Origin of the sequence: Acinetobacter sp. YH12145, from assembly GCF_013418335.1 — a bacterium.
In the GTDB taxonomy this organism is placed as follows: domain Bacteria; phylum Pseudomonadota; class Gammaproteobacteria; order Pseudomonadales; family Moraxellaceae; genus Acinetobacter; species Acinetobacter amyesii.
The window spans coordinates 228972-247312 of sequence record NZ_VPCE01000001.1 but is presented as its reverse complement, the minus strand read 5'-3'; the positions used below and the strand labels follow the sequence as shown (position 1 = coordinate 247312).

Annotated in this window: 18 protein-coding genes and 1 tRNA gene; 11 read left to right on the top strand and 8 right to left on the bottom strand. The window is 39.5% G+C overall.

Going from position 1 to position 18341, the window contains the following annotated elements; all coding sequences use genetic code 11:
- A partial coding sequence (locus FTU80_RS01210) for an MBL fold metallo-hydrolase (protein WP_180083799.1) occupies positions 1-985 on the bottom strand: 985 nt, incomplete at its 3' end.
- 261 nt (positions 986-1246) lie between these two features.
- On the opposite strand from FTU80_RS01210, the gene FTU80_RS01205 reads away from it, so the two are divergent.
- Positions 1247-1621 carry a diacylglycerol kinase gene (locus FTU80_RS01205; protein ID WP_180083798.1) on the top strand — a complete coding sequence of 125 codons (375 nt, stop codon included), beginning with the start codon at positions 1247-1249 and terminating at the stop codon, positions 1619-1621.
- 140 nt (positions 1622-1761) lie between these two features.
- On the opposite strand, the gene FTU80_RS01200 is transcribed toward FTU80_RS01205, so the two are convergent.
- Entirely contained in the window at positions 1762-3366 is a 1605-nt protein-coding gene (locus tag FTU80_RS01200) for an isocitrate lyase (protein WP_078192152.1), read from the bottom strand.
- A 683-nt stretch (positions 3367-4049) separates the two neighbouring features.
- Here FTU80_RS01200 and FTU80_RS01195 point away from each other — a divergent pair.
- From FTU80_RS01195 to FTU80_RS01180, 4 genes are all read left to right on the top strand, one after another.
- Positions 4050-5042 carry a LysR family transcriptional regulator gene (locus FTU80_RS01195; RefSeq protein WP_078191331.1) on the top strand — a complete coding sequence of 331 codons (993 nt, stop codon included), beginning with the start codon at positions 4050-4052 and terminating at the stop codon, positions 5040-5042.
- A 129-nt stretch (positions 5043-5171) separates the two neighbouring features.
- Positions 5172-6500, top strand: a complete 1329-nt coding sequence (locus FTU80_RS01190; protein WP_180076756.1) for a hemolysin family protein — start codon at positions 5172-5174, stop codon at positions 6498-6500.
- 54 nt (positions 6501-6554) lie between these two features.
- A complete protein-coding gene (locus FTU80_RS01185) occupies positions 6555-6833 on the top strand; it encodes a hypothetical protein (RefSeq protein ID WP_078191333.1) in 279 nt (92 codons plus the stop codon).
- Between the two features lie 266 nt (positions 6834-7099).
- Positions 7100-8440: a CitMHS family transporter gene (locus FTU80_RS01180; protein WP_180083796.1), complete on the top strand. Its 1341-nt coding sequence runs from the start codon at positions 7100-7102 to the stop codon at positions 8438-8440.
- 97 nt (positions 8441-8537) lie between these two features.
- Here the strand turns inward: FTU80_RS01180 and FTU80_RS01175 are convergent, their stop codons facing one another.
- Positions 8538-9044, bottom strand: coding sequence for a hypothetical protein (locus FTU80_RS01175; RefSeq protein WP_078191335.1), 507 nt, complete (start codon positions 9042-9044; stop codon positions 8538-8540).
- Between the two features lie 196 nt (positions 9045-9240).
- On the opposite strand from FTU80_RS01175, the gene FTU80_RS01170 reads away from it, so the two are divergent.
- From FTU80_RS01170 to FTU80_RS01160, 3 genes are all read left to right on the top strand, one after another.
- Complete coding sequence (locus FTU80_RS01170; protein ID WP_180083795.1) at positions 9241-9975, top strand: hypothetical protein; 735 nt, start codon at positions 9241-9243, stop codon at positions 9973-9975.
- 169 nt (positions 9976-10144) lie between these two features.
- A tRNA-Leu gene (locus tag FTU80_RS01165) sits at positions 10145-10230 on the top strand.
- An 88-nt stretch (positions 10231-10318) separates the two neighbouring features.
- Positions 10319-10987 carry a hypothetical protein gene (locus FTU80_RS01160; RefSeq protein WP_180083793.1) on the top strand — a complete coding sequence of 223 codons (669 nt, stop codon included), beginning with the start codon at positions 10319-10321 and terminating at the stop codon, positions 10985-10987.
- 60 nt (positions 10988-11047) lie between these two features.
- On the opposite strand, the gene FTU80_RS01155 is transcribed toward FTU80_RS01160, so the two are convergent.
- From FTU80_RS01155 to rlmE, 4 genes are all read right to left on the bottom strand, one after another.
- The gene (locus tag FTU80_RS01155) at positions 11048-11362 is read right to left on the bottom strand and encodes a DUF5713 family protein (protein WP_078191338.1); all 315 of its coding nucleotides are present in this window, start codon (positions 11360-11362) and stop codon (positions 11048-11050) included.
- Positions 11363-11449: 87 nt separating this feature from the next.
- Entirely contained in the window at positions 11450-12304 is an 855-nt protein-coding gene (gene folP, locus FTU80_RS01150) for a dihydropteroate synthase (RefSeq protein WP_218948985.1), read from the bottom strand.
- A 112-nt stretch (positions 12305-12416) separates the two neighbouring features.
- Complete coding sequence (ftsH, locus tag FTU80_RS01145) at positions 12417-14315, bottom strand: ATP-dependent zinc metalloprotease FtsH (RefSeq protein ID WP_078191443.1); 1899 nt, start codon at positions 14313-14315, stop codon at positions 12417-12419.
- Positions 14316-14451: 136 nt separating this feature from the next.
- Entirely contained in the window at positions 14452-15102 is a 651-nt protein-coding gene (rlmE, locus tag FTU80_RS01140) for a 23S rRNA (uridine(2552)-2'-O)-methyltransferase RlmE (RefSeq protein ID WP_078192159.1), read from the bottom strand.
- 195 nt (positions 15103-15297) lie between these two features.
- Between rlmE and FTU80_RS01135 the strand changes: the two genes are divergently transcribed.
- Together FTU80_RS01135 and FTU80_RS01130 are read left to right on the top strand one after the other, a co-directional pair.
- Entirely contained in the window at positions 15298-15621 is a 324-nt protein-coding gene (locus FTU80_RS01135) for a YhbY family RNA-binding protein (protein ID WP_078191340.1), read from the top strand.
- Between the two features lie 6 nt (positions 15622-15627).
- Positions 15628-16167, top strand: a complete 540-nt coding sequence (locus tag FTU80_RS01130) for a DOMON-like domain-containing protein (protein ID WP_180083791.1) — start codon at positions 15628-15630, stop codon at positions 16165-16167.
- Positions 16168-16401: 234 nt separating this feature from the next.
- Here FTU80_RS01130 and FTU80_RS01125 read toward each other — a convergent pair whose 3' ends face one another.
- Positions 16402-16887 carry a hypothetical protein gene (locus FTU80_RS01125; RefSeq protein ID WP_180083789.1) on the bottom strand — a complete coding sequence of 162 codons (486 nt, stop codon included), beginning with the start codon at positions 16885-16887 and terminating at the stop codon, positions 16402-16404.
- A 309-nt stretch (positions 16888-17196) separates the two neighbouring features.
- Between FTU80_RS01125 and carA the strand changes: the two genes are divergently transcribed.
- Positions 17197-18339, top strand: a complete 1143-nt coding sequence (gene carA / locus FTU80_RS01120) for a glutamine-hydrolyzing carbamoyl-phosphate synthase small subunit (RefSeq protein ID WP_078192162.1) — start codon at positions 17197-17199, stop codon at positions 18337-18339.
- The last annotated feature ends 2 nt before the right edge of the window (positions 18340-18341 follow it).

Here is an 18341-nt window from a genome sequence, read left to right as displayed (position 1 = left end):
CTGTCGGAGCTAAATTTAGCGGGTTCCAACGGAACTGACCATCATTCATTTCACTAATTTTACCAATACCCGGAAATGGTAAATGTGCAAATGCAACGAAGGTTTGCTCTTGAGCAAAACGTTTAAAAATTGCTAAACGAGTTTCACTGGCTTTGACCGGATCGACATCAAAATCGACAGATAATTTGGGTTGTTCAAACTGTAAATGATACGAATGAACCACATCACCGAGGATAGCAAAACTTTTAGCTTGCGACTTTAAGATAAAAGAATAATGCCCTGGTGTATGCCCAACACTCGGTAGTACTTCTAATCCATTAATCACAGAACCAACGCTAAAAGTCTTAAAACTCCGCATGGTCTGATAAGGCGCAATCGCAGCTTTAATTTTTGCAACAGTTGCTAAATAACCGTCACGTTTTTCGGCAGCTAAAGTGTCAACGGTGTTTTCACTTAACCAATACTGACTTTCTTGTTCATTGACGTAAACCGTTGCATTTGGAAACACGGCCTTGCCTTGTTTCGCAATGCCACATGCATGATCTGGATGTAAATGGGTTAAGAATACACTGCGTACACGATTAAGCTTATAGCCAGCTGCTTCAATATTTTGTGCAATAGAACCTAAGTTCGGACCAAAACAACTGGCTGCACCACTATCAACAAGACTGATGCCGCCTTGTCCATCATCAATCAGGTAGGCATTGACACTGGTTTGTATGCCTTTGCTCTGATCAACCGCAAGCTTTTGAAATAAGGCACTGACTTCTTCTGGAGTTAAGTTTTGTTTAAACAAATCAGGACTTAATTCGAGTGTCCCATCTTTTAAAGCAATGACTTTATACGCACCCACTTGGAAAGAATAAAATCCCACGGGCTGAGTCACATTCGTTTTGATTTCCGTTTGAATAAATGCCGGCTCTGCACTGACAAACTGGCTGGTTAAAAGTGTTGCTGCAAGCACAGCAAAACTAAAGTTTTTCATTGTTGACCTATATCACTTTTATTATTTCATGCAATGAAGCAAAGGCTTCAAAATTAAAAATTTTAAACGCCTGTATTTTGCCTGAAATTCAGGCAAATTTTAAGTCTAATACTGGATAAACATAGCACTAACTTAATACAGGCTTATGTAAATCATCCTAAACTTTAATGCTCAATAAAATAAAAACTGAATGCAAGAAAACTTTAAGCTTGGCATGCTATATTTTCGCCAGTTTTTAAATCTATACGTCTGTACAGTGCTATGAGTGAAATTTCCCCGTTTAAAGGTAAATCTGGACTTAAACGAATTTTTAATGCAACGCAATATTCCCTCGACGGATTCAAAGCTGCTTATCAAAATGAAGCTGCATTTCGACAAATTGTCTGGATGAATATTGTGCTTATTCCCACCAGTTGCTTACTCGATGTGAGTCGTGTTGAACATGCCCTTATGGTAGTGGTGTGTTTATTTGCCTTAATTGTTGAGTTATTCAATTCTGCTATTGAAGCCGTGGTCGACCGGGTATCTCTAGACAAGCATCCACTTTCTAAAATTGCCAAAGATATGGGAAGTGCAGCTCAATTTGTCGCTTTAGCAATTATTTTTTTTACTTGGTTAATTATCCTTTTGCCTTAAATAAAGGGTGTCTCATTATATTTGCAGGGTTATGCCCTGCTTTTTTATATCGACACACTTCAATAAATGGATTTAAGAAGATTTTAAAGCCATAAAAAAACCCAGCTTTCGCTGGGCTTTTTTTCGAATCAGTTCAATGCTTAGTGAGCAGCGAATTGGTTCATTGTGTTTTTCGCATCGTCACCCGCTTTAAGCGCGTTGTCACCAGCGAAGATTTCTTTGTGGTCGTCACCGATGTCAGAACCCGCCATTGCTTGGTGTTTCACACATGCAATACCGCCACGGATTTCTTTACGTTGTACGCCTGCAACATAAGCCAACATACCTTCAGAACCGAAGTAACCTTGAGCAAGTTCATGTGTAGAAAGTGCAGCTGTGTGGTAAGTCGGAAGTGTAATTAAGTGATGGAACACACCCGCTTCACGAGAAGCATCTGCTTGGAATGTACGAACTTTTTCGTCAGCTTCAGCAGCTAATTCAGAGTTATCGTACTCAGCGCTCATTAATTTAGCGCGGTCGTATGCAGATACATCTTTACCTTCAGCAACCCAACGATCGTACGCTTGTTGACGGAAGTTTAATGTCCAGTTGAATGATGGAGAGTTGTTATAAACAAGTTTCGCATTTGGAACAACTTCACGTACACGGTTAACCATGTGAGCAATTTCTTCAACGTTTGGAGTCGCAGTTTCGATCCAAAGAAGGTCAGCACCATTTTGAAGGCTAGATACACAGTCAAGTACAACGCGGTCGATTTGCGTGTCTGGACGGAACTGGTACAAGCCAGAAGCAAGACGTTTTGGACGGTGAAGTTTCCCGTTACGCTTGATTAGGATTTCGTCTTCTTGAGCTTCTGAAATGTCAATTTCAGTTGTGTCTAAGTAGCTGATGTATTGAGAAGCGATGTCGCCTGGCTCTTTAACCACTGGGATTTTTTGAGTCAAGTCAGCGCCTTCAGAGTCAGTACGAGCAACGATGATACCGTCATCAAGACCCATTTCTAAGAATGCATAGCGAAGAGCGTGGATTTTCGCGATGAAGTCTTCGTGTGGAACTGTAACTTTACCAGCTTGGTGACCACATTGTTTAGCGTCAGATACTTGGTTTTCGATTTGTAGTGCACAAGCACCCGCTTCGATCATTTTCTTAGCTAGTAAGTAAGTCGCTTCTTCGTTACCGAAACCAGCGTCGATGTCCGCAATAATTGGCACAACGTGAGTTTGGAAGTTGTCGATTTGAGCAGTGATTTCTGCAGCTTTAGCAGTATCACCTGCTTCGTTTGCTTTTTTAAGCGCACGGAATAAGTCGTTTAATTCTTTCGCATCAGCTTGGCGAAGGAAAGTGTAGATTTCTTCGATCAATGCAGGAACTGAAGTTTTTTCGTGCATAGATTGGTCAGGAAGTGGACCGAATTCTGAACGAAGAGCTGCAACCATCCAACCAGAAAGGTAGATATAACGACGTTCAGTTGTACCGAAGTATTTTTTGTTCGCAATCATTTTTTGTTGTGCGATAAAACCGTGCCAGCAACCTAATGATTGAGTGTATTTGCTAGAATCAGCATCATAAGCAGCCATATCACGACGCATAATTGCAGCTGTATATTTCGCAATGTCTAAACCAGTTTTGAAACGGTTTTGCATTTGCATACGTGCAGCATCTTCTGGGCTAATATCGCGCCAAGTGCTTCCGAATTTTGCTTTTAATTCACGGATTGCATCAATCGCTGTTAAGTATGTAGACATGATATGTTCCTGTAATAATATTAGGATTTTTCTGCAACGTAAGGCTAAAATCATACCCTCGAATGATTGTTCAGATTTAGAACACTTCGTTGCGATAGACACAGAGTAGATTGACTAAAAAAATTAATCCAATATTCTGCATTAATTTTCAGTATTTATTTAAAAAATATGTAGATTAAAGTCGTATTATAATAATTAACCAATATTTATAAGTATTTGTATTTAAATAATTTTATTAATATATTTTGCTAATTTTTTTGTCTATTTTTCAAACATCTTGATGAATTATTCTTCATTAGACTTAAGTCGACTGAGCATTCACTTTTAAAAAAAACAGCATTTTTTACGCCATTTTTGCCCAAATTTACCGAGCTAAATACTTGGTTATTCTGTCTTCAAATGATCATGCAAATGAGATATTTCATCTAATTTTTTTGTTTTATGAACATCGCATCACATAAACAAATTGCTCCGTATTTTTATTTCATTCACTTTAAAAATATCGGTCTAAACAGGTAATAAGTATTTAAGAAGTATGTGCTACGACTTCAGCAAATTTGTCTTAAAACTGCTGAATTTTAGTACAAAAGTACACGTCATTTTTTCATCCATTTTTTACACAAGCCTTAGTAGTTATGGCATAATCAGATAAATTTCATGATTTTATTGTCGGTATTTATTTTATGAATCTGGAGCGGGTCGATCTCAATCTATTAATTTATCTTGATGTACTTCTTCGTGAAAAAAATGTGACTCGTGCTGCCGAGCAACTGGGTGTAACTCAGCCTGCGATGAGTAATATTTTACGTCGTCTACGCAACTTATTTAATGACCCACTTCTTATTCGTTCTTCAGAAGGTATGACACCTACAGAACGTGCGCTTGAATTACAGCCACGTATCCGTGACGCACTTTCTGACCTTTCGATGATTTTGGAACCCCGTACCGAGTTCCGACCTTACACTTCAAATCGTGTTTTCCGCATCATGACTTCAGATTATGCTGAAGCAACACTGGTGCCGCGCCTAGTAAAAGCTTTGCGCTCAGAAGCACCCAATGTGGTTCTCGATTTTTTAACGCCTAGTGATGTGTCTTATCGAGATATGGAACAAGGTAAAGTCGACTTGGCGATTAACCGCTTTAATGAAATTCCGCAAAGTTTCCACCAAGTTTTGGTCTGGCGTGACAGTTTTTCATGCCTTTTAAATGCCAAGCACCCTGCTGCAAATAATTTAAACCTTAAAAGCTATTTAGATGCACAACACATTTGGGTGTCTAAAACAGGTATGGGTGTCGGTTTTGGTGTCAACCCAGAAAAACAAGCGGGTCTAGGTTGGATTGATCAAGCCTTAGAACGTATTGGCCAAAAACGTAAAATTTCAGTTTTCACCCGTCATTATCAAATGCCGGGCTTATTGGCATCGAATGTTGACTTGGTTGCAACTCTGCCAAGCCGTATTGCTCGACTTCAAGCCAAAAGTCAAAACCTGTTACTTCGTGATCCACCATTCTATATTCCTGAATTTGAATTAAAAATGGCTTGGTGTCCATTACTTCATCATCACCCTGCTCATCGCTGGTTACGTCAACTTATCTTGTATGTTGCACGTCAAATGATTGAAGAAGAAAACCGCGAATACTTAATGAATAACTCTCAGTTTTCACAGTATCAGTAATTAATTCTTTAATTCCTTATTAATTCAAACGTATACTGTCACTATATAGGTAGTAGTTAAGACTACTACCTTGCCCATTTTTGTGTTAGAAATACAGAAAAATAGAATGAATCACAAACAGGTGTATTCGTGAGCCTTTTCCAAAATATTGTCATTATTATTCTCCTGATCGTCGGTGCGGGTTTTCTTTCACTAACAGAAATTGCCCTTGCGGGGGCACGAAAAGTAAAACTTAAAATTTTGGCTGAATCTGGAGATTCACGTGCACAACGTGTGCTTGACTTACAAGCCAACTCAGCAGACTTTTTCGCTGCATCGCAAATTGGCTTAAATGCCGTGGCAATTCTTGGTGGTATTTTGGGTGAAGGTGCATTTCGTCCTTATTTCATAACCTTAGTCACTCGTTTTTATCAGGGCCCGTGGACTGAAACCATTGGATTCACCCTGTCGTTTACTTTAGTCACCTCCTTATTCATTCTATTTGCTGATTTGATGCCAAAACGTTTGGCGATGATCGCACCTGAAAAAATTGCCGTTGCCGTTGTAGATCCAATTCAAATCTTTATTAAGGTGTGTAAGCCAATGGCTTGGGTGATTAATGCCATTGCCAATTTGTTGTTTCGTTTATTCAAAGTGAACACAACACGTGATGACAATATTACCTTTGACGACATTTCAGCCGTGATGGATGCCGGTGCTCAAGCTGGTGTACTTCAAAAGCAAGAACACCACTTTATTGAAAACGTATTTGAGCTGGAAGAACGTAACGTCCCTTCAAGTATGACTACACGTGAAAACGTGGTGTACTTTACCCTAAAAGAATCAGAAGCCAGTATTCGTCAAAAACTCGCTGAATTTCCATATTCGAAGTTTTTGGTCTGTAGTGAAAATATTGATGACGTGATTGGCTATGTGGATGCCAAAGATATTTTGGTTCGTATCCTCAACAATCAGTCACTTCTACAGCTCAATGAAAATACTATTCGTAATGTCCTCACGATTCCAGATACATTAACACTGTCTGAATTACTCGATCGCTTTCGTTCAACCAAAGAAAAATTTGCCGTAGTAATTAACGAATACGCGTTGGTTGTCGGCGTTATTACCCTCTCCGACATTATGATTACCGTGATGGGCGACTGGGTAACACCGATTGAAGCAGAACAACAAATTATTAAACGTGATGCAGATTCTTGGCTTATCGATGGCAGTACACCAATTGAAGATTTAAAGCATGCCCTCGCTTTAGATGAAATGCCCGATGAAGAAAACTATGAAACCCTTGCGGGCTTTATGATGTTTAAACTGCGTAAAATTCCACGTCCAGCTGACTTTGTTACTTATCATGGCTACAAATTTGAAGTTGTTGATGTAGACCACTTTAAAATTGACCAATTATTAGTGACCCGCTTACAACAGACTGAAACTGAACTTGATACACCAGAAGAATCGGATTAATTCGATTCTTCTTTTTTCTAAAATAATAAAATATAAATACGATGGAATACGAAGATGTCTTTTTCACTTAAAGCGATTTTGACTTGCTTTAGTTTTTATACTGGGGCTTATCTGATCTATTATTTTTTCAAAGCTCATCCACAACCTTTATTTCTATTGCTCGGTGTTGCACTGATCGTCACTGCTTGGTTTTTAACGCCTTATCCTTATGAACGCGGTCGACAACAATATGACGAAACCATGCGTTTTGGTCTGTTCTTTTATAATCCCTTAATTTTTTGGTTCCGATTTTTTAGTTGGCCGATTCGGACGCTACTGTCTATTTTTGCTTAAGCGCACTTATTGTGATCAAACTGGATCTACACGCACTTACAGTTCTCTACAGATGTTGAATATATGTAAACAGACCACTTTTTTTGAATAAAAATTAAAATAAATCAAAAAATCCCGCTTCCCTAATACCTTCATTATTAATGACTATTTTTCATCAAAATAGTGATGTATTTCACATTTTCTAACCTTTGTTTTGACTGATGAAATTTCTCTTTATGCTCTGCCCTTGGATTTAAAAACAGCTTTATATTTCAAAGGAATGAACCATGTTAACCGTACTCGGTTTGGGCATGATCTTGTGCTTTATGTATTTGATCATGTCGAAACGCTTAAGCCCACTTGTCGCACTGACTTTAATTCCCCTACTTTTTGCCTTGATTGCGTGGTTACTTGGTTTTTATTTTGACAGCTTGTCACACATACAAATAAATGAAATTGGCGACATGATGATTGAAGGTGTAAAAAAACTTGCACCGACTGGCATCATGCTGCTTTTTGCGATTCTGTATTTTGCCATCATGATTGATACAGGTTTGTTCGACCCTTCGGTGAAATTTATTTTAAAAATGGTCAAAGGTGATCCCTTAAAAGTTGTCCTTGGAACCATTAGCCTGACGTTAATTGTCTCTTTGGATGGAGATGGTTCTACAACCTATATGATCTGTGTTGCGGCCATGCTGCCACTCTATAAGCGCTTAGGTATGAGCCCATTGATTATGGCATGTTTGATTATGCTCTCTAGTGGAATTATGAATCTTACACCTTGGGGTGGGCCTACTGCCCGCGCCGCCAGCGCGCTTCATGTCGACCCAAGTGATGTATTTGTTCCGATGGTTTTACCGATGTTATTTGCCATCGGCTGGTTGTACTTCTTAGGAACGATGTATGGTCGCATGGAAAGAAAGCGTCTAGGAATTGTCCAATTGGATATCAGCCATGGTGAAAACATTCAAATCTCCGATAATCCAGAAGCCAACCGCGCAGATCTACGTTGGTTTAATGCACTGTTAACCGTCGTTCTGATGATTTGTCTGGTTTTTAGTATTTTACCTATGCCTATTTTATTCATGGTGGCTTTATGTATTGCGCTAGTCGTCAACTACAAAAATGTCGACTTGCAGAAAAAGCTAATCGCACATCATGCAGGTAGTGCTTTAAACGTGGTCGGTATTATTTTTGCTGCAGGTATTTTTACCGGAATTTTAGCTGGAACAGGCATGGTAGACGCCATGTCCAAACAACTTGTGGCAATTATCCCTGAAAGTATGGGTCCCTATTTAGCACCGATTACCGCTGTCATCAGTATGCCGATGACTTTCTTTATGTCGAATGATGCTTTCTATTTTGGGGTTTTGCCAATTCTTTCAGATGCAGCAGCTCATTATGGAATTGCACCTGTAGAAATGGCACGTGCCTCCATCGTAGGGCAACCTGTACACCTACTCTCTCCACTTGTCCCTTCGACCTATTTACTCTGTGGACTTGCGGGTATCGAGTTTGGACAACATCAGAAATTTACCATTATCTGGGCTGTAATCACGTGTTTTGTCATGTTAGCAGCGGGTCTAATCTTTGGAATGTTTCCGTTTTATTCGAGCTTAACTTAAAATTTTTAAGCATAAAAAAGCACCATCAGGTGCTTTTTTTATGCTTAACATTACGAAACTGGCAAGTGTTTTACACTCACAGGTTCATTTGTAGTGATTAATGCTTTGAAATTAATGCTTCTAGAACTGCTTCATAATGAATACGAATGTCATCTTCTAAAATTTTATAGACATTGTCGAATTGCACCATTGGCCAGCCTTCTTTCCAAAATGGGAAAATATTATGCAGGTCATGAGTCACCGTTGCGTCTTCACGTACAATTGCTTGTGCAACTTGTGACAATACTTGTGCAGTTTCAGCACCATCAATCGCTAAATAATCGATACCACGAACTTTCAAAATACGGATACGGTCTTTCTTATAGCGAATTTTTTTACTTTGGCCTTCATTTAAGCCTAAAGCCAAAGTCACAGCTTCAACAAATTTATCTTCAAATGCTTGATTTAATTTCACCAAAGCTTGTTTATGTGCTTCTTGACGACCAGCTTTCCCCCCACTACGAATCACTTCATTTGCTTCAGTATTTAAAACATCTGATTTCATCGACTGAAGAATGTCTAGAATTTCGATATCGCTTAATGTTTCAGGAGAATGATCAGTCATAAACTGCCTATAAAAACTTAATATTCAATAATTATGTATTTTCGCATAAAAGCAGCATGAAAACTGCGACCTTCGCTATAGAAATTGCGTTTTCTCTTATAATGTTCAGATATACAACATGATTTAGAAAAAAAATTCTGTCAAAAATATTGAAATCAACTATATTACTTTCACGCTTTAATACTAACGTCACAATATGGCTCAAAAGAAACAGGCTGCTCTTTACCTTCAACAACTGAAACAGCAATATCCAGCAGCCTTTAAACATAATTATTTATTTTATAGCCAATTGAAAACTCAAGGCATTTTAGACGAACTTAAAGAACTTATTCCTTGGGTTTTGGCGGCGATGATTTTTATTTCTTTAAGCATGAGTATTGGTCATGCAGTGCAACTGTATTTTCCTGATATGAGTGAGTTTCGAGCTCATGGTATTGCTGTACTGAGTATTATGCTGTTTTTCATGCTAGTTGTGCCCTTAGTCATTAAGCAAATCAAGCACAGTTCAATATCACTGTATCAAAGTTTGAAGAATACGCCGTTTAGACTTGCGATCGTGATTTTATTACAATTACTCAATATCGCCTTTTTACAAAGTACCTTTGTTCAATCTGTATTGTTCTTTTTCGCCATGAGTTTCGGCTTTGTGCGTTTTTATAAAGAAAATCTATTCAAAGGTGGAAGTAACACCCAAGAATACTATTTTCTGCAAGAGACACGTCGTATTGCTTATTGGTCGTATAAACAAATGCTTAAAGCAAAATTACGTTTGACACTCAGTAATCCAAATCAAGCAAATCATAAACAGTTATCTGAGCGCTTTACCCATTTCCAAAATTTACACATACAAATGCTGCACCAGGAAAATCAGCTGTGTAAAAAGCTAAAGCACCAAAATGTTGAACATTATCTTGATGAGCTAATGAAATAAGTTAGCATTGATATAGTGCAAAAAACTTTCAATTACTGCTCAAAAAGTCATTCAATACATCAATATTTTTGAATATTTTCAACTTATATGCATGAATTGATTGATTTTAAAACAAACACCATCAAATACACTTGCCAAGGTCCATTTCGTCCTCTATTATTGCGCACATGCCCGAGTGGTGAAATCGGTAGACACAGGGGATTTAAAATCCCCCGCCCACAAAGCGTGCCAGTTCGAGTCTGGCCTCGGGCACCATTCTTATACTTCTAAGATTGGTGCAATAAAAGATCCAGCAATTTGCTGGTTTTTTTATGCCTAAAATTTATAAATCTATTATTATTCAATGCCAATATCTTCAGATTTTGATCTCCCTACACTACAACTTAAGCATCCCGATGCCTTTTATCAACGGCTGCTGTTTGCGCATTTCAAAATTATCAATCTAACGCCCACTGCACCCGTTTTAATCTTTAGCTTTTGCCTGATACTTTTTATCTCACTTGGCAGCGCCGCACTTGGGCATATACTTTCAACGGCACTTTCAATTCACGCCGCCAAAATGGCGTTCAATCTTGGTGTATTGATTATTCTTCCTTTGATCTATTGCTATGTTTGGTATGCACATTATCAAGCACGTTTTAGCAGTAAGTTTGCAGTTCAACGTCTGCAAATACAGCTGTATCTCCTTGGGGGATTCACACTTATCCCCGCTACTAACTTTAAATATCTACAAACAGATGTATTAAACCTCATCAGTCTCTGTGGACTTTTTTTCAGTCTTTTTTTATGTGTATTTACTGAATTGTTTTATAAACGTGATAGCAGTGCCATTGAACGAGTAAAACTACAAAAGCTTCGCCAACTGGCATTTTGGTCTTATCAACAATCCTTAAAACAAAAAGAGCATCAAACGTATTTCTACGCCCTACACTTACAAGCCATGCAAGAAGAACAGAAACTATCAGCATCGATCAAATCATCGTTTAAAGATTTTATAGACAAAGCTAAATAATTTTTTAAATCCCTAGACACAAAAAAGCCCTGTCACTACAGGGCTTTTTTTAAAGTTCAATTACCATTCTCGGTTAGCAACTAACTCTTCCATTTCAATATCCATATGGCCTTCGTCTTGCAACACCATCATCATGGCTTCTGCAATATAATCTGCAGCCGTATCATCCAAAGACGAATCTAAATCTTCAAATTGAGGTTTCATCTTATTGAGCTGTGCAACCGTTTCATTGGCAAAATGGTAGATATCAGTTGAACTTAAATCTGCTTTTGCGATTTTCTTCGCAAATTGAACAACCAATAACTTCACCTCTGCAACCAACACATCTGGGTAATATTCATCATCAAACATGGGTAGCAGTAAATCTGCAAACATACGAAACTCTATCACAAAACATTCAGGGCGCTTATATAACACAAATACTACAATTCACCAAATTTATTGGGATTCAGTATTTTCAAATCACACTGCATTCTGCATGGCTTGCCAAACACGAATCGCATTTACCGTCGCTTTGACATCATGTGCGCGAACCATACATGCACCTTGTTGAATGCTGAGTAAATGCGCTGCAACCGAGCCTACAGCGCGATTTTGTGCATCTGCACCGCCAAGTGCTTCACCGATAAAACGCTTACGTGATAATGCAGACAGGATCGGATAGCCCATGTTATTCAATTGATAGAATTGCTGTAAAAGCTTTAAGTTTTGCTGCGCATTTTTAGCAAAACCAAAACCCGGATCAATCATAATATTTTCTGCACGGACGCCTGCGTCCAATGCATCTTGCACACGTTGCTTTAATTCATCGATGACGTCAGCAACGACATCTTGATACTGATCTAGATTATTCATCGTGGTGGGTTCTCCACGCATATGCATAATGATCACTGGAATATCCAGTTTTGCAGCGGTTTCTAAGGCATTCGGCCGAGTTAATGCACGTACATCATTCCAGATATGCGCACCTGCTTGAACCGCTGCCTCAATCACCTCAGGTTGCGAGGTATCGATAGAAATCACCACATTGTGTTTGGATAATGCTTCAACGACGGGTACGACCTGTCGAATTTCTTCTTCAACCTCAACAACAGATGCACCCGGACGTGTTGACTCACCACCGACATCAATCACTGTCGCGCCATCCACTATCATTTGTAAGGCATGTGCTATAGCTTGGTCTTTACCATTATGTTTGCCACCATCACTAAAAGAGTCCGGTGTGACATTTAAAATCCCCATCACATGTGGCTCTGACAAATCTAATTGCAAATTACCACAGTTTAAAATTTTATTAGGCAAAGACACCAACTTCATATTACACATCCCAGATTTTGCTGCGCTTATTTTAACGCTAAGTTTGCTCAGCATTTCGTTCACATGCATTTATTTTCATATAAAAAAACCACCCGAAGGTGGTTTTAAAATTTTATGCTTTTGGCAATGACGGTAATGGTGGTGGAACATCTGGACCATCCGTTGGTGTGACATCAATCACTGGATTTTCAGCGATGTACACTTTTGGTGGTTGAGGTTCACGACCTTCCATAATGTCACGGATTTGATCACGATCAATGGTTTCCCATTCAAGCAATGCTTTCACCATGGCATGTGCAATATCTTTGTTATTTTCAAGAATATCGCGAGCAACTTTATATTGTTCATCTAAAATACGGCGAACTTCACGGTCAACTTCAAGCTGAGTTGCTTCAGAAATCACACGACTTCCTAAACCACCCATGAATGACTGCTGTGAATCATCTTCGTAAACCATGACGCCCATTTTATCGGACATACCGTATTTAGTAACCATTGCTCGTGCCATTTTCGTTGCACGTTCAAAGTCATTTGAAGCACCAGTCGACATTTGGTTAATGAAGACTTCTTCTGCAATACGACCACCAAACAAAATTGAAAGTTCATTCAACATTTTGTCTTTGTAATGGCTGGTTTGGTCATGTTCAGGCAACTGCCAAGTCACACCCAATGCCCAACCACGCGGCATAATTGTCACTTTATGCACAGGGTCTGTACCCGGCAATATTTCAGCAACAATCGCATGACCTGCTTCATGATAAGCCGTCGCACGACGTTCTTCTTCACGAATCACCATCGATTTACGTTCAGGACCCATGTAAAGCTTATCTTTTGCATCTTCAAAGTCATGCATATCGACCGTGTTCTTGTTACGACGTGCAGCAAACAGTGCCGCTTCGTTTACAAGGTTAGCCAACTGTGCACCCGAGAAGCCCGGTGTACCACGTGCTAAGACTTTGACATCTACACCAGTCACAGAAGGTAATTTTTTCAAATGTACATTCAGGATTTGCTCACGACCTTTAATATCAGGTAGAGATACCATCACTTGACGGTCAAAACGACCTGGACGAAGTAAAGCTTTATCCAATACGTCAGCACGGTTTGTTGCAGCAATGACGATAATACCTTCGTTGCCTTCAAAACCATCCATTTCAACCAACATTTGGTTTAATGTTTGCTCACGCTCATCATTACCACCACCTGTACCTGAACCACGGTGACGACCTACGGCATCGATCTCATCGATGAAAATGATACATGGTGCATGACGCTTTGCTTGTTCAAACATGTCACGGACACGAGACGCACCCACACCCACGAACATTTCAACAAAGTCAGAACCCGAAATACTAAAGAACGGTACTTTCGCTTCACCCGCAATCGCTTTAGCAAGTAAAGTTTTACCTGTACCCGGAGGACCAACCATAAGCACACCTTTCGGAATGCTTGCACCAAGTCGTTTGAACTTAGATGGATCTTTTAGGAAGTCAACGATTTCAACAACTTCTTGTTTAGCTTCATCACAGCCCGCAACATCAGTAAATGTCACTTTGATTTGGTCTTCAGACAGCATTTTTGCTTTTGACTTACCAAAACTCATTGGGCCATTCTTACCACCAGCTCCACCACCCATGTTGCGCATAAAGAACATGAATAACAGAATGATTAAAAGAACAGGGAAACTTGCAATCAGAAGTTGCATCAAAATACTTTGACGCTGTGGCGCTGTACCTTCAACAACAACATTGTTCTTGATCAGGTTCGGCATAAGTTCAGGATCTTGAACCGCAGGACGGATACTTTCAAACTCTGAACCGTTTGATTTTTCGCCACGAATTCTTTCGCCATCAATGGTGACTTGTTTAATCTGACCCGCATTTACGGCTGCCACGAACTCAGAATAGTTCATCGCGGTCGGTTGATTGCGGTCACTGACGTTGCTGAAGATTAAAACCAGCACGCCTAGGATAACCAGCCACAACACGGCATTCTTAAAAAGATCGCTCAAAGCTTTATTCCCATTTCTATCTAATTCGTTCAATCCCATTTACATGGGTGACTCTAATACTTACGCTGCAGAGTAGCTTCGCAATAATTTAAAAACGTACAAAATGCACAATTTTTAACGAGTTGGCAAGTAAACTTTACTTGAAAGCTTTCTTACGTCCCTGCCCGATTAAAAACACTTCTTTAGATCGAGCACGTGAAGCCGCCGGTTTTGCTGTTTTCAGCACATCAAATGTGTCTACAACTTGCTTACGGTATTCATCAAATCCAACACCTTGGAACACTTTAACAACAAATTGTCCATTTGGTCCAAGAACCTTTTGAGCAAAGTCGATTGCTAATTCACAAAGATAGATCTGACGCGGTTGATCTACAGCCTTATTACCTGATGTATTGGGGGCCATATCTGAAATTACAACGTCTACAGTACGTCCATCTAAAATTTTTAACAATTCATCGAACACTTCTTGTTCACGAAAGTCACCTTGCAAGAAGGTCACATCGGGTAAAGCATCCATTGGTAAAATATCAGAAGCAATCACCAAACCTTTGTCGCCAACAAGTTTACCGGCAATTTGCGACCAACTACCTGGTGCAGCACCTAAGTCGACAACGGTCATGCCTGGCTTGATCAATTTGTATTTTTCTTGAATTTCAAGCAATTTATAAGCGGCACGCGCACGATATCCTTCCTTTTGTGCTTTTTTCACAAAGGGGTCATCAAGATGCTCGCGCATCCAGTCACGACTACTTTTGGATAATTTCTGGTTAGTAATGCGGGTAGCCATAACTCTCTAAATAAAAAAAACTTCTCAGTCTTGATTGTACGTGAAATTCAGCACTTTTGCAGTAGACATGTGTATCTAAAAAGCATCTTAAATCATGTTTTTTTCAATAATCTTCATCGAGAAAATGCCGATTAAATACAGCGCTTCAACTTTGATTTTGCTATACTAGGTCGTTTTTAAAATTAGGTTATATTTATGGCGGCTTTATCTATTCAAGAACGTAAACGCTTACGTCAAATTGGTCACACCCTAAACCCAGTTGTAATGGTTGCGGACAAAGGCTTATCAGAAAGCGTTGTTGAAGAATTAAACCGTGCGTTAAACGACCATGAGTTAATTAAAGTGAAAGTTGTGGCAGAAGACCGTGAAGCTCGTGCTGCAATGATTACTGAAATTGCGACTGTTTCAGGTTCTGAAGTTGTTCAAACGATTGGTAAGATTGCTTTGATTTACCGCAAAGCGGCAAAACAAAATGCAAAACTGTCTAACCTTGTTCGCTACGCACACCTGTCTAACTAAGCATTTATGGCAAGTTTCGAACTCAGCGCTTTTGATCGTCGCTTTCAGGCTGTATCAGTCGTTGGTGCTATCGAACAACAAAGCCCATATACTTTAAATGTGGGTTATTGGATTCGAGACCCAAACCAACTGATTCAATGGCCAGAATTGGTATCAGCTCACCCACGAATCGATTTTTTGTGGGAACAGACCTGCTTAGAAGTTTTTATTGGTGTACGCAATGAAGACTTTTATCGTGAAATCAACCTCTCCCCTTCACAAGCTTGGCAGGTTTACCAGTTTGAAGAATATCGCTATCCAGAAGATATGCCGCCACAAGCTGCTTACGATATTGAACTGAATCAGTTGAAACGGACGCACTATGGCTTAAATGTCAGTCTTGATCTGACAGAATTTATGCTGAAGTACAAACTTAAATGGGAAGATCTCTATATTGGTCTAACTGCAGTACTGAAAACCTCTCAAGGTGAACAGTACTATGCCATGCAGCATAGTAGTCCAAATGCTGACTTTCACAACAAACGTGATTGGCTACATCAGTTCTAAATTTTTAATGTTTTGATCTTCGATAAAAAGCAAAAGTACGATCTTTTGCTTTTTTATTGCCTGTCTATTTTTAAATAACTGCTTTGGACTTAAATGTACCATTCACAATAAGGGAGCCATTAATGACTCCCTTATGCATAGTGCTAACTTGATGTTTAATTCGCTCTCACCCAATCCAGCTCCTTGGAATGACTAGATTTAACTTAAGCGTTTTAAAATTCATGTCATTCACAATTAACTTTTAAGATCTGTGGTTTGATCCGTAACATCAGCTTTCAGTGGTGAAACTTTTTTCCACGCTTCTAAAGTATGTTCCTTAGAACGCTTAAATGTTTCTGTTAGATGATCTTTGTGTTTTCCTAAAATTTGGGTCACATCTTCTTTCAGCTCTTTTCCAAGTTTTGAAAGATCATCAATAACCGTATTAAACTCAGTTTTCACAAATTCTTTGAGTTCACTAAAATCTTTTTGCGATGAACCAAATTGAACTTTTAGCTGATCAAGTTTATTCAACACATCTTGCTTCAACTGACGCAATTGATCTTGCACACTGGCATTCAACTGCTTTGCCTCTGCTCCGATCTTTTCTTTGCTTTCAGTGACCGCTTCTGTGGCTTGGACACTCGCTTCTTTTGCAACTTGTTCAAGCTTTTCAGCACCTTCGATAACGACTTCTTTCAGGGAGGATTTAGCCGCTGTTTGTTTTTGTTGTGTTGCCATGACTTTGTACCTATAGTTTTTGCTGACCGAACCACAATAGCGCTTATTGATAAATTTTAATTTATGATTTGTCTGACAATAATTAATTGCTTACATTTTTCTACGATTTTGCAAAACCAAACTTTATTCTAAAATGCAAGCGCTTTATCTGCTTTATTCCTAATATTTACAATGGACTTTCAGTGGCTTTCTGCGTATAATGCCGTGTTAAGTTCAAGCGAGCAGATGTAAGGAGGGTAGGTTTTTAAGCAGCCTTCCTTTTTTTTCGTCTTCTCGCTTTTTTACAGCCTAAATTTCAGGAGCTTTGGTTTGAGCACCCCAGCAATTTTAGCCCTTGCCGATGGTACTATTTTTAAAGGTACTTCAATTGGCGCATCGGGTAGTACGACTGGTGAAGTCGTTTTCAACACTGCCATGACTGGCTATCAAGAAATTTTGACTGACCCAAGTTATGCACAACAACTTGTGACCCTAACTTACCCACATATCGGTAACACAGGTTGTAATGATGAAGACGCTGAGTCAGGTCGAATTCATAAAGTATGGGCCAACGGATTGATCATTCGTGACCTACCTTTATTGCATAGCAACTTCCGTGCTGAGCAATCACTAAGTGATTACCTTAAACAACACAATGTTGTTGCTATCGCAGATATTGATACTCGTAAATTAACGCGTATTCTGCGATCAAAAGGTGCGCAAAACGGTTGTATCCTTGCTGGTGAAAACGCGACTGAAGAAGAAGCGTTAGCTAAAGCACGTGCTTTTGGTGGTCTTAATGGTTTAGACCTTGCAAAAGAATGCTGTGATCCGACCGGTTTCGAGTGGACTGAAGGCTCTTGGGCGCTTGGTAAAGGTTTCGCTCAACCAGAACTTAAATTCCATGTTGTAGCATACGACTACGGTGTCAAAACCAACATCTTACGTATGCTCGCAGACCGCGGTTGTAAATTGACTGTCGTGCCTGCGCAAACTCCTGCTGCTGACGTACTTGCATTGAATCCAGATGGCGTGTTCTTATCGAACGGCCCCGGCGATCCAGCTGCATGTGATTATGCAATTGAAGCTGTAAAAACAATTGTAGAAGATGCTCGCAATGTACCAGTATTTGGTATTTGCTTGGGTCACCAAATTCTTGCACTTGCTTCAGGTGCAAAAACTGTGAAAATGCCTCACGGTCACCACGGTGCTAACCATCCTGTACAAAACTTAGAAAATGGTACAGTGATGATTACTTCTCAAAACCACGGCTTCGCAGTGGATGCAGAAACTCTTCCTGCAAACTTGAAAGCTACGCACAAATCGCTGTTCGACCAAACCCTTCAAGGGATTCATCGTACAGACAAACCTGCGTTCAGTTTCCAAGGTCACCCAGAAGCAAGCCCTGGTCCACATGACTGCGCACCACTGTTCGATCATTTCATCGAACTTATCGAAGCATCTAAGAAGTAATT